Annotated in this window: 16 protein-coding genes; 13 read left to right on the top strand and 3 right to left on the bottom strand. The window is 61.4% G+C overall.

Going from position 1 to position 13,758, the window contains the following annotated elements; all coding sequences use genetic code 11:
- The first annotated feature begins 1 nt into the window (after position 1).
- Positions 2 to 721, top strand: a complete 720-nt coding sequence (locus A462_RS26000; protein WP_003208440.1) for a DUF4198 domain-containing protein — start codon at positions 2 to 4, stop codon at positions 719 to 721.
- Positions 722 to 861: 140 nt separating this feature from the next.
- On the opposite strand, the gene hemH is transcribed toward A462_RS26000, so the two are convergent.
- Both hemH and A462_RS26010 read right to left on the bottom strand, forming a co-directional pair.
- Entirely contained in the window at positions 862 to 1,887 is a 1,026-nt protein-coding gene (gene hemH, locus A462_RS26005; protein WP_003208438.1) for a ferrochelatase, read from the bottom strand.
- A 14-nt stretch (positions 1,888 to 1,901) separates the two neighbouring features.
- The gene (locus tag A462_RS26010; RefSeq protein ID WP_003208436.1) at positions 1,902 to 2,801 is read right to left on the bottom strand and encodes a TIGR01777 family oxidoreductase; all 900 of its coding nucleotides are present in this window, start codon (positions 2,799 to 2,801) and stop codon (positions 1,902 to 1,904) included.
- A gap of 209 nt (positions 2,802 to 3,010) precedes the next feature.
- Between A462_RS26010 and A462_RS26015 the strand changes: the two genes are divergently transcribed.
- From A462_RS26015 to A462_RS26070, 12 genes are all read left to right on the top strand, one after another.
- Positions 3,011 to 3,997 carry an NAD(P)/FAD-dependent oxidoreductase gene (locus A462_RS26015; RefSeq protein WP_003208434.1) on the top strand — a complete coding sequence of 329 codons (987 nt, stop codon included), beginning with the start codon at positions 3,011 to 3,013 and terminating at the stop codon, positions 3,995 to 3,997.
- Positions 3,994 to 4,209, top strand: a complete 216-nt coding sequence (locus tag A462_RS26020) for a TIGR02450 family Trp-rich protein (RefSeq protein ID WP_008432289.1) — start codon at positions 3,994 to 3,996, stop codon at positions 4,207 to 4,209. The genes A462_RS26015 and A462_RS26020 overlap by 4 nt, the downstream gene beginning before the upstream one ends.
- Positions 4,210 to 4,321: 112 nt before the next feature.
- Positions 4,322 to 5,293: a YbgA family protein gene (locus A462_RS26025; protein ID WP_008432288.1), complete on the top strand. Its 972-nt coding sequence runs from the start codon at positions 4,322 to 4,324 to the stop codon at positions 5,291 to 5,293.
- Positions 5,294 to 5,296: 3 nt separating this feature from the next.
- Entirely contained in the window at positions 5,297 to 6,226 is a 930-nt protein-coding gene (locus A462_RS26030) for a MerR family transcriptional regulator (RefSeq protein ID WP_008432286.1), read from the top strand.
- Positions 6,227 to 7,672: a deoxyribodipyrimidine photo-lyase gene (gene phrB / locus A462_RS26035; RefSeq protein WP_008432283.1), complete on the top strand. Its 1,446-nt coding sequence runs from the start codon at positions 6,227 to 6,229 to the stop codon at positions 7,670 to 7,672.
- Positions 7,665 to 8,087, top strand: coding sequence for a nuclear transport factor 2 family protein (locus tag A462_RS26040; protein WP_008432282.1), 423 nt, complete (start codon positions 7,665 to 7,667; stop codon positions 8,085 to 8,087). Before phrB ends, A462_RS26040 begins: the two co-directional genes overlap by 8 nt.
- Positions 8,084 to 8,866 (top strand): SDR family NAD(P)-dependent oxidoreductase, encoded by a 783-nt coding sequence (locus A462_RS26045; RefSeq protein ID WP_008432280.1) that lies wholly within the window; start codon positions 8,084 to 8,086, stop codon positions 8,864 to 8,866. The genes A462_RS26040 and A462_RS26045 overlap by 4 nt, the downstream gene beginning before the upstream one ends.
- Positions 8,863 to 10,110, top strand: coding sequence for an NAD(P)/FAD-dependent oxidoreductase (locus A462_RS26050; RefSeq protein WP_008432278.1), 1,248 nt, complete (start codon positions 8,863 to 8,865; stop codon positions 10,108 to 10,110). The genes A462_RS26045 and A462_RS26050 overlap by 4 nt, the downstream gene beginning before the upstream one ends.
- Positions 10,107 to 10,913: a DUF1365 domain-containing protein gene (locus A462_RS26055; protein WP_003208422.1), complete on the top strand. Its 807-nt coding sequence runs from the start codon at positions 10,107 to 10,109 to the stop codon at positions 10,911 to 10,913. The genes A462_RS26050 and A462_RS26055 overlap by 4 nt, the downstream gene beginning before the upstream one ends.
- Positions 10,900 to 12,171, top strand: a complete 1,272-nt coding sequence (locus A462_RS26060) for an SAM-dependent methyltransferase (RefSeq protein ID WP_003208420.1) — start codon at positions 10,900 to 10,902, stop codon at positions 12,169 to 12,171. Before A462_RS26055 ends, A462_RS26060 begins: the two co-directional genes overlap by 14 nt.
- Positions 12,164 to 12,655 carry a DUF2878 domain-containing protein gene (locus A462_RS26065; protein ID WP_008432274.1) on the top strand — a complete coding sequence of 164 codons (492 nt, stop codon included), beginning with the start codon at positions 12,164 to 12,166 and terminating at the stop codon, positions 12,653 to 12,655. The genes A462_RS26060 and A462_RS26065 overlap by 8 nt, the downstream gene beginning before the upstream one ends.
- Positions 12,656 to 12,709: 54 nt before the next feature.
- Positions 12,710 to 13,015 carry a YkgJ family cysteine cluster protein gene (locus A462_RS26070; protein WP_003208416.1) on the top strand — a complete coding sequence of 102 codons (306 nt, stop codon included), beginning with the start codon at positions 12,710 to 12,712 and terminating at the stop codon, positions 13,013 to 13,015.
- Positions 13,016 to 13,152: 137 nt separating this feature from the next.
- Here the strand turns inward: A462_RS26070 and A462_RS26075 are convergent, their stop codons facing one another.
- Entirely contained in the window at positions 13,153 to 13,671 is a 519-nt protein-coding gene (locus tag A462_RS26075; RefSeq protein ID WP_003208415.1) for an acyloxyacyl hydrolase, read from the bottom strand.
- Between the last annotated feature and the right edge of the window lie 87 nt (positions 13,672 to 13,758).

Genomic DNA, 13,758 nt, shown 5'->3' with positions numbered 1-13,758 from the left:
CATGCAAGCCTTCAAATCCCTGGCCGTGCTCGGCCTGCTGTTTGCCACCCAAGTCTCGGCCCACGGACTGTGGACCGAACAACGGCGCGGCAATATCGAAGTGATCTACGGCCACGGCGCCGAAGACAACGCGTTCAAGGCGCAGAAAATCAGCGGCGCCTGGGCCTACGACGCCAGCGGCAAAATGATCCCGGTGACCGTGGAACGTCTGCCCGACCATGCGCGCCTGAAGCCGCTCAAATCGCCGGCTGTACTGGCGGTCGCCCTGGATAACGGGATGTGGTCACAGACGCCTGACAAGAAGTGGATCAACGAGGGCCGCAGCAAGGTGCCGGGGGCGATTGAGTCGACCCAGACCCTCAAGTACAGCCTGGCGATCTACCAGCCGGGGGCGAAGTTGCCGAAGCTGGATCAGATCAAGCTACTGATCTTGCCGGAAGTTGATCCGCTGACGGTCGGCCCGGGTAAATCACTGCCGGTACGGGTGCTGCTGGATGGCAAGCCGGCGGCTGGGGTCAAGCTGATCGGAGACTATCGCAACGCACCGAACACCCTGAGCACCGAGACCGATAAAGACGGTCGCGCCCAGGTGCTGGTGAGAAATGAAGGATTGAATGTGATTGCGGCGCAGGTGGAAATCCCGCTCAAAGACAATGCTGATGTCGCGACTCGCGGACTGTTCAGTTCCCTGACTTTCCTGGGCGAGCCGCATCACGAGTAACCCCGCAAATCCAAAGTGGGCACAGTCAATGTGGGAGCGGGCTTGCTCGCGAAAGCGGTGTGTCAGTCGCYATCTTCATTAACTGACCCACCGTCTTCGCGAGCAAGCCCGCTCCCACATTCAGGCCTCACTCGGCTTGATTACAGTGCGACCGGCGCTCTTTCACACAGGGTATTGAGCGCCGCCGCCCACTGCGGGTCATCATTCAGGCACGGCACCAACACCAACTCTTCGCCCCCCGCTTCGCGGAATTGCTCCAGGCCGCGATCACCAATTTCCTCCAGTGTCTCGATGCAGTCCGCAACAAACGCCGGGCACATCACCAGCAGCTTCTTCACGCCCTGCTGAGCCAACGCTTCAAGGCGTGCCTCGGTGTACGGTTCGATCCACTTGGCCCGGCCCAGCCGCGACTGGAACGCCACCGACCATTTGCCATCCGGCAAGCCAAGGCGCTCGGCAAAATCCCGCGCAACGCTGAAACACTGCGCGCGATAGCACGTGGCAAGCACCTCGGGAGAGGCGTTCTGGCAGCAGTTGGCGTCCTTGAAGCAGTGTTGCCCAGTAGGGTCGAGCTTTTTCAGGTGGCGCTCGGGCAACCCATGAAAGCTCAGCAGGAGGTGATCGAAATCCTCTTCCACATAGGCTCTGGCGCTGTTGGCCAAGGCGTCCAGGTACTCCGGTTCATCGTAGAACGGCTGCAGAATCGAAAACTCGATCGCCAACTTTTTATGCCGCACCACGCGCCGGGCCTCTTCGATTACCGTGGTCACGGTGCTGTCGGCAAACTGCGGGTACAACGGCGCCAGGGTCACTTTCTTGATGCCTTGGGACGCCAGCCGGGTCAGTACGCTTTCAATCGACGGCTCGCCATAGCGCATGGCCAACTCCACCGGCCCCTGGGTCCACTGTGCAGTCATCTGTTGTTGCAAGCGACGGCTAAGAACTACCAGCGGCGAGCCTTCGTCCCACCAGATCGAGGCGTAGGCATGGGCCGATTGCTCCGGGCGCTTGATCAGGATCAGCGACACCAGCAAACGCCGAACCGGCCATGGCAGGTCAATGACGTAAGGGTCCATCAGGAACTGATTGAGGTAGCTGCGCACATCCGCCACCGAAGTGGACGCCGGTGAACCCAGGTTGACCAGTAACAACGCGTGATCCGTCATGCAACATCCTATCTCTAGAGGCGGCTGGACAAGTCGTCCAGGGCCGCATGCAACTCAGTGAACTGGAAAGTGAAACCGGCCGCCAACAGCCGCTGCGGCAAAGCCCGCTGGCCACCCAGCAACAAACCGGACAACTCGCCCAGGCCGATACGCAAGGCAAACGCCGGCATGGGCATGAACGCCGGGCGGTGCAGCACCTTGCCCAGGGTCTTGGCGAACTCCAGGTTGCGTACCGGGTGTGGCGCGCAGGCATTATAAGGACCGCTGGCATCGGTCTTGTGCAGAAGAAAATCAATCAGGGCGATTTGATCCTTTATATGGACCCATGGCATCCACTGCCGACCATTGCCGATAGGCCCGCCCAGCGCCAGTTTGAACGGCAGCAACAGCCGCGACAAAAAGCCGCCCTCCGCCGCCAGCACCAGCCCGGTACGCACCAGTACCACGCGGATGCCCAATGCCTCGGCACGCTGGGCGGTTTCTTCCCAGGCAATGGATAACTGGCTGCCGAAATCGTCCTGCACCGGGCCGCTGTCTTCGGTCAGCTCGCGCTCACCGCCGTCGCCGTACCAGCCCACCGCGGAACCGGAGATCAACACCGCCGGTTTGTGCTCAAGGCCCTCAAGCCAGGCCAGCAGCGTTTCGGTGAGGCCGATACGGCTGCTCCACAACAGCGCCTTGCGTTTATGCGTCCAGGGCCGGTCGGCAATCGGCGCGCCGGCCAGGTTGACCACCGCGTCCACCGCCTCGTTTATGTCCTGCAGGCGGGCGACGCCACGCACCTGGGCGCCGCACAATTTAGCCACTTGTTCGGGATGGCGGCTCCAGACCGTGAGGCGATGGCCCTGGGCAAGCCAGTATTGGCAAAGTTGACGGCCGATCAAACCGGTACCGCCGGTCAGCAAAATGTGCATGAGTTGTTCCTCGTGTAACGTTCGCCGACCACCGTTAGTCTATTTTATAAACAGGGATGTTTTAATCGGGCGCAACGCTGGTTAAACCTTCAGGTTTAACCATAGGTCACGCCAAACGATCAGGTACGCCAAAACTTATACCAAAAAACAATATTGTACAGCTATTGGTGTCGGCGTAGTCTGTACCCAACGGTAAAACGAGGCCTCCCATGACTGTTCCCATCGCGATCATTGGCACCGGCATCGCCGGTCTCTCCGCCGCCCGAGCGTTGAAAGACGCGGGGCACGTTGTACAACTCTTCGATAAAAGCCGCGGCAGTGGCGGTCGCATGTCCAGCAAGCGCAGCGATGCGGGATCGCTGGACATGGGCGCACAGTACTTCACCGCCCGCGACCGGCGCTTCGTCAACGAGGTGCAACGCTGGCAGGCCAATGGTTGCGCCGAGCAATGGAAGCCACAGCTGTACAACTTCAAGTCCGGCCAACTGACGCCCTCCCCCGATGAACAGATCCGCTGGGTCGGCACGCCGCGCATGAGTGCGATCACCCGCGCCCTGCTCGATGACTTGCCGGTGCAGTTCGGTTGCCGCATCACCGAAGTGTTCCAGGGTAAACATCACTGGAACCTGCTGGACGCCGACGGCGAAAGCCACGGCCCGTTCAGCCACGTGATCATCGCCACCCCGGCGCCCCAGGCCACTGCCTTGCTGGCCGCTGCGCCCAAGCTGGCGAGTGTCGCCGCCGGGGTCAAGATGGACCCGACCTGGGCCATTGCCCTGGCCTTCGACAAGCCGCTGGATACGCCCATGGAAGGCTGCTTCGTCCAGGACAGCCCGCTGGACTGGCTGGCGCGCAACCGCAGCAAACCGGGGCGCGACACCACCCTCGACACCTGGGTTTTGCACGCCACCAGCACCTGGAGCAAGCAACACCTGGACCTGTCCAAGGAAGCCGTGATCGAACACCTGCACGGCGCCTTCGCCGAACTGCTGCACAGCGCCATGCCGGCGCCTTCCTTCACCCTCGCCCACCGCTGGCTGTACGCGCGGCCGTCCACCAGCCATGAATTTGGCGTGCTGGCCGACGCCGACCTGGGCCTGTATGTATGTGGCGACTGGTGCCTGTCAGGCCGCGTGGAAGGTGCGTGGCTCAGCGGCCAGGAGGCGGCGCGGCGGTTGATCGAGCACCTGCGATGAACCGCATCAATCCCGCCAAGTTGCTGCTATCGAAGTGGACAGCAGCCCGCCCGCAGTACAAGGAAAAACATTTTCTGGTGACCAAACTGCTGCGTGATGACGAAGGCGATGTGCAGGAAATCGAGCTGGAAGCCGTGATGAGCCATCGCGTGCAGCGCCTGGCCTGGCAAACCCTGCAAAACGCCGAAGACTGGAAAATCGGCTGGAAATAGCCATTCCGCAAATACCTGTACAAATTATTTGACTTGTACAGCTTCAAACCTATGATGAGATTAAGTTGTACAGAAATTTAACTCTGTACAGGAATTTCATCGAGGTTTGGCCATGTCCAGCACCCTGCCCGCCACCGGCAAACCGAAAATCGCCATCAGCGCCTGCCTGTTGGGCGAGAACGTGCGCTTCAACGGCGGGCATAAACAATCCCAGCTGTGTAGCCAGACCCTGGCCGATTATTTCGACTTCGTGCCGCTGTGCCCTGAAGTCGCCATTGGCCTGGGCATTCCCCGCGAGCCGATTCGCCTGGTGGGCGACCCGCTCAATCCCCAGGCCGTTGGCACCGTAAACCGCGAACTTAACGTGACCCAGCCGCTGGACGATTACGGCCAGCAAATGGCTGCTGAACACACCGACCTCTGCGGTTACATCTTCATGCAGAAATCCCCGTCCTGCGGCCTGGAACGGGTCAAGGTCTATCAGGACAACGGCATGCCCATCGACGGCGGCGGGCGCGGCATCTACGCCCAGGCGTTTTGTGCGCGCCACCCCAACCTGCCGGTGGAAGAAGACGGTCGGCTGAATGACCCGGTGCTGCGGGAAAACTTCCTGACCCGGGTGTTCGTCTACGCCACCTGGCAGCAACTGCTCGCCGAAGGCCTGACCCGTCACCGCCTGCTGGAATTTCACTCGCGCTACAAATACCTGCTGATGGCCCACAGCCCGGTGCATTACAAAAGCCTCGGCAACCTGCTGGGCAGCATGCCCAGGGACGTCGACCTGGGCGCCTTGGCCGCCGGCTACTTCAGCGAACTGATGAGCGCCCTGACCCAGTGCGCCACACGCGGCACCCACACCAACGTGCTGCAACACATCAGCGGCTACCTCAAGCAAGCCATCAGCGCCGAAGACAAACAGGAAATGCAGACCATCATCAGCCAATACCGCCAGGGCATCGTGCCGCTGGTGGTACCGCTGACGCTGCTCAAGCACCACTTTCGCCAGCATCCGGACCGCTATATCGCGCAGCAGGCCTACCTGCAACCGCACCCGGAAAACCTCAGCCTGCGTAATGCGATTTAACCTATGACTTTTCCCCTGCAAGAACCTGGCGAAGACATCGCCGAGGCCATCGAACAAGGCTGGCTGCCGATCCGCGAAGTGGCGCGCCAGACCGGCGTCAACGCCGTGACCTTGCGCGCCTGGGAGCGGCGCTACGGGCTGATCGTGCCCCAGCGCACGCCCAAGGGGCACCGCCTGTTCAGTGCCGAGCACGTGCAACGCATCCATACCATCCTGACCTGGCTCAACCGCGGTGTGCCGGTCAGCCAGGTCAAGAGTCTGATCGACACCGCGCAAGCCACCAGCGAACCGCCGGTGGAAAACGAATGGCACAACCGCCGCCAGCACCTGGTGCAGGCCATCAGCGAACTGGCCGAGCGCCGGGTGGATGATGCCTTCAACCAGGCCATGGCGCTGTACCCGCCGCGCACCTTGTGCGAGCAACTGTTATTGCCGTTGCTCAAGGAGCTCGAACTGCGCTGGCAAGGCCAGTTCGGCGCGCAGATGGAACGGGTGTTTTTCTATTCCTGGCTGCGCAGCAAATTCGGTGCGCGGATGTATCACAACAACCGCCAGCTCAACGGCGCCCCCCTGCTGCTGATCAATCATTCCGACCTGCCGCTGGAGCCGCACCTGTGGCTCACCGCCTGGCTCGCCAGCAGCGCCGATTGCCCGGTGGAAGTTTTCGACTGGCCATTGCCGGTGGGCGAACTGGCCCTGGCCGTCGAGCATCTGCAACCCCGCGCGGTACTGCTGTATTCGAGCAAGGCACTCCATACCTCGGTGCTGGGCAAACTGTTGAGCGGCTTCAGTTGCCCAAAACTGATAACCGGACCAACGGTATGCATCCACCAGGCGGAGCTGTCCGTATTAACCCAAGAGATTCCTGAATTGCTCCTGGCCGAAGACCCGTTGTCGGCCCATCAGGTACTGATCCAGCGTGGACTTATTTAAATGCACTTGATCTGGCTGCGCACCGACCTGCGCCTACATGACAACACCGCCCTCGCCGCCGCCGCACAGCGTGGCCCGACAGCGGCCGTCTACCTGATCAGCCCCGGGCAATGGCTGGCCCACGATGACGCGCCGTGCAAGGTCGATTTCTGGCTGCGCAACCTGCAGCGCTTGAGCTCGGCACTGGGCGAGTTGAACATTCCGTTATTGATCCGCCATGCCGACACTTGGGATCAAGCACCTGAAGTTTTGGCAGGCCTGTGCCAGGAACTGTCGGTGGAGTCGGTGCACGTCAATGACGAATACGGCATCCACGAAGAGCGCCGCGACGCCGCCGTGGCCAAGGCCCTCGAAGCTCAAGGCATCACGTTCCACACCTATCTGGACCAGTTGTTTTTCCAGCCCGGCAGCGTGCTGACCAAGACCGGCACCTACTTCCAGGTGTTCAGCCAGTTCCGCAAGGTCTGCTACAGCCGCCTGCATGGCGCCTTGCCGCGTTTGGTCGCCACTCCCAAGGCGCAGGCGCAGCTCAAACTCAAAAGCGACGAGGTTCCGGATCACGTCGAGGGCTTCGCTACCCCGAGCGAAGCCTTGCGCGCCCTGTGGCCTGCCGGCGAAGCCGAAGCCAGGCGCCGTCTCGACCAGTTTGCCGACGCACAAATCAGCTACTACAAGGACGAACGCGACTTCCCGGCCAAGCCCGGTACCAGCCAGCTTTCGGCCTACCTTGCAGCGGGCGTGGTTTCACCGCGCCAGTGCCTGCATGCCGCGCTGCAAAGCAACCAGGGTGAATTCGAAAGCGGCGACATCGGCACGATTACCTGGATCAACGAGCTGCTGTGGCGCGAGTTCTACAAACATATTCTGGTGGGCTACCCACGGGTCTCGCGCCACCGCGCATTCCGCCCAGAGACCGAAGCCGTGGCCTGGCGCAACAGCCCGGAAGACTTGAAAGCGTGGCAGGAAGCACGCACCGGCCTGCCGATCATCGACGCCGCCATGCGCCAGCTGCTGGAAACCGGCTGGATGCACAATCGCCTGCGCATGGTGGTGGCGATGTTCCTGACCAAAAACCTGCTGATCGACTGGCGCGAAGGCGAGCGCTTTTTCATGCGTCACCTGATCGACGGCGACCTGGCAGCCAACAACGGTGGCTGGCAGTGGAGCTCGTCCACCGGCACCGACTCGGCCCCGTACTTCAGGATTTTCAGCCCCTTGAGCCAATCGGAAAAATTCGACGGCGAAGGTGTATTTATCAAGCACTGGCTGCCGCAACTGGCGGCGCTGAACAAAAAGGAAGTGCACAACCCCGACGCCGTGGGCGGCCTGTTTGGTGTGGCCGACTATCCTCGTCCTATCGTCGACTTGAAAAAATCCCGCGAGCGCGCCCTCGCCGCTTTCCGCAGCCTGCCTTCACGCCAGGCGGTCGGAGGTGCTTATGAGTGATTTCCTGCGCCGCTTCGCCCAGGTGTTCGCCAGTGTGGACAAGCACAACCTGCACCTGCTCGACGGCCTGTACAGCCAGGACATCAGTTTCACCGACCCACTGCACGAGGTGCACGGGCTGCCGGCGTTGCACCGCTACTTCGCCGAGCTGTACGACAACGTTACCCAATTGCGCTTTGACTTCCATGGCTTTGATCAAGTGGCGGAAGGCGAAGGCTACCTGCGCTGGACAATGAGCTTCTGCCACCCGCGCCTGGCCAAGGGCGAAGTGATTCGTGTGGAAGGCTGCTCGCACCTGCTGTGGCGCGACAAGGTGTATCGCCACCGGGATTATTTTGACGCTGGACAGTTGCTGTATGAACACGTGCCGGTCCTTGGCGGTGTGGTCAGCTGGCTGAAAAGGAGAATGGGATGAGCCTTAACCTTCCACGTCGTTACTGGTTGACCGGTGCCAGCAGTGGCATCGGGGCCGAACTGGCCAAGACGCTGCTCGAAAGCGGTGCCCATGTGGCCCTCAGTTCCCGCTCCAAGGCGCCCCTGGAACAGCTTGCCCAGCAATACCCCGGGCAAGTGCTGGTGGTGGCCGGCGACCTGACCAACAGCCAGACCGTACGCGAGATCGGTGAACACATAGCGGTGGCCTGGGGTTCGCTGGATACGGTGATCCTGAATGCCGGCACCTGCGAATACGTGGATGCCAGGCAATTCGACGCCTCGATCATCGAGCACGTGGTGCGCACCAACCTGCTGGCCAGCAGTTACTGCATCGAGGCCGCGCTGCCGCTGTTGCGTGCCGGTCATACACCGCACCTGGTCGGTGTGGCCAGTGCGGTGACCTACCTGCCGATGCCCAGGGCGGAAGCCTATGGTGCGTCGAAGGCAGGCCTGCGTTACCTGTTCGAGTCCCTGCGTATCGACCTGTCACCTGAAGGGATCGACGTCACCGTGGTCAGCCCGGGGTTTGTCGACACGCCGCTGACCGCCCGCAATGATTTCCCGATGCCCCTGAGCTGGCCGGCGGACAAGGCCGCGCGACATATCTTCGCCAAGCTGCAAAACCGCCCATTGGAAATTGCCTTCCCTGCCCTGTTTATTGCCGCCTTGTGGCCACTGTCGAAACTGCCGAACCGCGTCCAGTTGATCATTGGCAAACGCATGCTGCGCAGCCCGCCGCCGAGAAAGGACGACCTGTGAAGATCGCCATTATCGGCAGCGGCATTGCCGGGCTGACCAGCGCCTACCTGCTCAGTCGCCGCCACGACATCACCCTGTTCGAAGCGGGCGACCGCATCGGCGGGCACACTCACACGGTGAATGTCACGGTGGAAGGCAAAAGCCATGCGGTGGACACCGGCTTTATCGTGTTCAACGACTGGACCTATCCCAACTTCATCAAGCTGCTGGGGCAAATTGGCGTGACGTACAAACCCACCGAGATGAGCTTTTCGGTGTGCGACCCGAACGCCGGGTTCGAGTACAACGGCAACAACCTCAACAGCCTGTTTGCCCAGCGCCGGAATATTCTGTCGCCGGGGTTCTGGGGCATGTTGCGCGATATCCTGCGCTTCAACCGCCAGGCGCCGCTGGACTTGCAAGAGCAACGCATCAGCGCCGAGATGACCCTGGGCGAGTATCTGCAAGCGGGCGGCTACGGCCAGCGTTTTATCCAGCACTACATCGTGCCGATGGGCGCGGCGATCTGGTCGATGTCCCTGGCCGACATGCTCGGGTTTCCCCTGCAATTCTTCGTGCGGTTCTTCAAGAACCATGGTTTGTTGTCGGTGAGCAACCGGCCGCAGTGGTGCGTGATCGAAGGCGGTTCCAGCCGCTATATCGGACCGCTGACCCAGTCCTTCCGCGAAAATATCCGCCTCAATTGCCCGGTCACCCGGGTTGAGCGTTCAGCCATCGGCGCAGTTATCCACAGCGCCGCCGGCAGCGAGGCATTCGACAAGGTGGTGTTCGCCTGCCACAGCGACCAAGCCCTGGCCTTGCTGGGGGATGCGAGCCTGGCCGAGCAACAGATCCTCGGCGCCCTGCCCTACGCCGACAATGACGTCGTCCTGCACACCGATACCCGTCTGCTGCCCGAGCGCAAACTGGCTTGGGCCAGCTGGAATTACCGGCTGGATGGCCGCGCGCAAAAACAGGCGGCGGTGACCTACGACATGAACATCCTGCAGGGCATCGACAGCACCACCACCTTTTGCGTGAGCCTCAATCAAACGGCGCTGATCAACCCGCTCAAAGTCCTCGCCCGCTACACCTACGCCCACCCGCAATACAGCCTGGCCGCCGTGGCCGCCCAAGCGCGCTGGGAAGAACTGCACGGCACGCAGCACACCTATTATTGCGGCGCCTACTGGGCCAACGGTTTCCACGAAGACGGCGTGGTCAGCGCATTGCGCGTGGCCAAGGCGTTCGGGGAAATCCTGTGAACAGCGCCCTGTACAGCGGCTGGATCGCCCATCGGCGGTTTACGCCAAAGGGCCATGCCTTCCGCTACCGGATCGGCCTGCTGTACCTGGACCTCAGCGAACAGGACGAAGTGTTCGGCTTGTCGCCATTGGCGGGCGAGCGCTGGGCGCCGTTCGCGTTTCGCCAGCAGGATTACCTGCGTGAATTTACCCGTCACGGCATGAGCTTGACCGATGCCGTACGCCAAGAAGTCGGCAAGGCCCTGGGGCGCATCCCCTCGGGCGTTATCTGCCTGCTGACCCAGGCCCGCAGTTGGGGCCTGGCCTTTAACCCGGTGAGTTTCTTCTACTGCTTCGAGGCCGACGGAACGCTGGCCGCGATCCTTTGTGAAGTGACCAACACCCCGTGGCGCGAGCGCTATCACTACGTGCTGCCAGCCCAGGCGCTGCCTGCCGGTGAGCATCAGCACTTCGCCGTGGCCAAGGCGTTTCATGTGTCGCCGTTCTTGCCCCGGGACCTGGAATACCGCATGAGCTTCAGCCCGCCCGCCGCCAGGCTCGGCGTGCATATGGCCGACTGGCAGGGCGAACTGAAAGTCTTCGACGCCACCTTGAGCCTGCAACGCGAAGCCCTGAACCGCGCCAGCCTGCACCGCTACCTGTGGCGCTTCCCGTGGATGACCGCCAAGACCTGCCTGGCCATTTATTGGCAGGCCTTGCGCCTCTTGCTTAAACGCACGCCGATTTTTTCCCATCACGCCGCCGAAGGCGCTTCTCGCACCGCAGTCGGTTACACCAAGGATCGCCGCCATGAAATCCCCTAGCTTATCGGTCAAATCCAACCGCTTGAACGTCAACGGCATGACCGCCGCGCTGCTGCGCAAAGCCGTGCTGCGCCAGCTCGGCCAACTGCGCCACGGCCAGTTGGTGGTGATCGAGGACGGCGAACGGCAAGTCTTCGGCGCACGGGAAGCGCACCTGCTGGGGGAGATCCAGATCCTCGATTCAGCCGTGTGGGGGCTGGTGGCGGCCAACGGCTCCATCGGCGCCGGCGAGGCATTTATCCATGGTTACTGGAGCAGCCCGGACCTGACCGCCGTGGTACGGGTGATGGTCAGCAACCTCGACGTGCTGGATGCGCTGGAAGGTGGCCTGGCCAAACTGGCGCGGCCCTTCACCCAGGGCCTGCACTGGCTCAACCGCAATACGCGCAAGGGCTCGCAGAAAAACATCGCCGCCCACTACGACCTGGGCAACGACCTGTTCGAGGAATTCCTCGACCCGACCATGATGTATTCGGCCGCGCAGTTCCTCACCGCCGATGACACACTGGAACAGGCACAACTGAACAAGCTGGAACGCATCTGCCAGAAGCTCGCGCTGAAACCGTCCGACCACCTGCTGGAAATCGGCACCGGCTGGGGCAGCATGGCGATTTATGCCGCGCAGCAGTACGGCTGTAAGGTCACCACCACGACCCTGTCCAAAGAGCAGTTTGCCTACACTGAAAAACGCATCGAGGCCCTGGGTTTGCAGAATCAGGTGACGTTGCTGCTGGAGGACTACCGCGACCTGACCGGGCAGTACGACAAGCTGGTGTCGATCGAGATGATCGAAGCCGTGGGCCACCGCTTCCTGCCGACCTATTTCAAACAGTGCGCGCAGTTGCTCAAGAGCAACGGCCTGATGTTGCTGCAAGCCATCACCATTCGCGAGCAGCGCTACGAACAGGCCAAGAGCAGCGTGGATTTTATCCAGCGCTATATCTTCCCCGGCGGCGCCTTGCCGTGTGTACAGAAGATGCTGGAGGTCGTCAGCCGCGACACTGACATGAACCTGCTGCACATGGAGGACTTCGGCCTGCACTACGCGCGAACCCTGCGCATGTGGCATGAGAACTTTCGCCGCGCCCACAGCCGCCTGACGGAAATGGGCTACGACGAATACTTCCTGCGGCTGTGGGAGTTTTACCTGTGCTACTGCGAAGGCGGCTTTATGGAGCGCACCATCGGCACCGCGCAGATGCTGCTGGCCAAGCCGGCGGCGCTGACCCAGCCACTGCTCGGGCGCTTTGATGCTTAAACCACTGGCAAATGCCGTGCTGTTCCAGTGCGGCTGGTTTGCCTGTGTGCTGGGCGGCGACAGTCTGTGGCTGTTGGTGGGGTTGGCGGTGCTGGTAATCCACCTGCTGTGGATAAGTTCGTGGTCAGCGGAAGGCCAGGTGATTCTTGCCGTCACCTTGTTGGGCACCGTGATCGACACCGTGCTACGAGCATTCGGCGTGTTTCATTTCAGCCTGCCCGGACCGTTGGCACCATGGTGGCTGATCCTGTTGTGGGCATTGCTGGCGACCACGCTGCGCCATTGCCTGGCCTGGAGCGCGCAGCCCTGGTGGCGTGCGAGTTTGTTGGGGGCGGTGGGCGGGCCGTTGTCCTATTACGCGGGCAGCCAACTGGCCGGGGTGAGTTTCGGCTATGGCACCGTGCCGACCGTCATCGGCCTGGCGTTACTCTGGGGGATGATTTTTCCGTTGTTGCATTGGGTTGCCAGGCAGTTGGCACATTGACGTCCGTCAGGCCTTTCACACACCTATGAGCCGCTTGCCTTACACTGCGCGCCTATGACCAACATCCCCCATACCCAAATCGCCGAACCTGCCGTCACCTGCTCCACCTGCGCCGCGTGCTGCTGCCAGCTGGAAGTCATGCTGATCACTGATACCGGCGTGCCCGATCGCTTTATCGATACCGACGATTGGGGCGGCGAAGTCATGCTGCGCCTGGATGACGGCTGGTGCGCGGCGCTGGATCGCGACACGATGATGTGCACGATTTACGAGAAGCGGCCGCTGATCTGCCGGGAATTCGAGATGGGCGCGCCGGAGTGCATCGATGAGCGCCAGGGGATTGCGACGGTGTATCGCTGATTTCGGAACCAATGAGTAGCCAATGTGGGAGCGGGCTTGCTCGCGAAAGCGGTGTGTCAGTCAACTGATTCGTGGCTGATATACCGCTTTCGCGAGCAAGCCCGCTCCCACAATGGTTTTGCAGTGTGCTTAAAAAACTACAACGGCAGCGTGTAGTGCAGCGAATAACTCTCTACACCATCATTATTGCTGCTGATCCCGGCATTGGAGTAATGGGTGGCCCGAATGCCCACTTCACTGCCACCGACAAAGCGCAAGCCAAAGCCCAGCCGGTCTTCAAACTGGAAAGCCTGGCCGATATTGTTGTCTTCTACCCGCGTGCGGGAGAACACGGCCACACCCACGCCGGCCTCGATGTACGGCTTCACCCTCTCCCCGGCAAACTCATACACAAACACGGGCGAGAACGACAGGCTGCTGACACTGGCGCGCTTGTCACCGTCCCAGTAGGTGTAGGCGCCGCTCCAGTACCCGGTCACGCGCCCCGTATCGGTCTGCCACCAGCTTTTATCCCAGTCCGAGGTCAGCCCCAACCGATAGGTCATGGTCGAATCGCTCGTACTTCCCACCCCAAGTTCCAGGCCTGCCGCCTGTGCGGAAAAAGAGTGCCCCAACATTGCGGCCGCAATCGCAGCCAAACAGAACAAGCGCTTCATAGAGAAACATCCCTTCCGAACGAAGTTGTATGATTTTGTATCGGCTAACTTGCTATAGAAGCCGCCGTATAGCCAGAAGTTCAGCGG

This window comes from Pseudomonas sp. Ag1, from assembly GCF_000278565.1.
Taxonomy (GTDB): domain Bacteria; phylum Pseudomonadota; class Gammaproteobacteria; order Pseudomonadales; family Pseudomonadaceae; genus Aquipseudomonas.
This window is presented reverse-complemented; position numbering and strand designations above follow the sequence as displayed.

Coding starts and splice junctions, on each gene's coding strand:
- A462_RS26000 (WP_003208440.1), top strand. CDS start 2: ATGCAAGCCTTCAAATCCCTGGCCGTGCTCGGCCTGCTGTTTGCCACC.
- hemH (WP_003208438.1), bottom strand. CDS start 1,887: ATGACGGATCACGCGTTGTTACTGGTCAACCTGGGTTCACCGGCGTCC.
- A462_RS26010 (WP_003208436.1), bottom strand. CDS start 2,801: ATGCACATTTTGCTGACCGGCGGTACCGGTTTGATCGGCCGTCAACTT.
- A462_RS26015 (WP_003208434.1), top strand. CDS start 3,011: ATGACTGTTCCCATCGCGATCATTGGCACCGGCATCGCCGGTCTCTCC.
- A462_RS26020 (WP_008432289.1), top strand. CDS start 3,994: ATGAACCGCATCAATCCCGCCAAGTTGCTGCTATCGAAGTGGACAGCA.
- A462_RS26025 (WP_008432288.1), top strand. CDS start 4,322: ATGTCCAGCACCCTGCCCGCCACCGGCAAACCGAAAATCGCCATCAGC.
- A462_RS26030 (WP_008432286.1), top strand. CDS start 5,297: ATGACTTTTCCCCTGCAAGAACCTGGCGAAGACATCGCCGAGGCCATC.
- phrB (WP_008432283.1), top strand. CDS start 6,227: ATGCACTTGATCTGGCTGCGCACCGACCTGCGCCTACATGACAACACC.
- A462_RS26040 (WP_008432282.1), top strand. CDS start 7,665: ATGAGTGATTTCCTGCGCCGCTTCGCCCAGGTGTTCGCCAGTGTGGAC.
- A462_RS26045 (WP_008432280.1), top strand. CDS start 8,084: ATGAGCCTTAACCTTCCACGTCGTTACTGGTTGACCGGTGCCAGCAGT.
- A462_RS26060 (WP_003208420.1), top strand. CDS start 10,900: ATGAAATCCCCTAGCTTATCGGTCAAATCCAACCGCTTGAACGTCAAC.
- A462_RS26065 (WP_008432274.1), top strand. CDS start 12,164: ATGCTTAAACCACTGGCAAATGCCGTGCTGTTCCAGTGCGGCTGGTTT.
- A462_RS26070 (WP_003208416.1), top strand. CDS start 12,710: ATGACCAACATCCCCCATACCCAAATCGCCGAACCTGCCGTCACCTGC.
- A462_RS26075 (WP_003208415.1), bottom strand. CDS start 13,671: ATGAAGCGCTTGTTCTGTTTGGCTGCGATTGCGGCCGCAATGTTGGGG.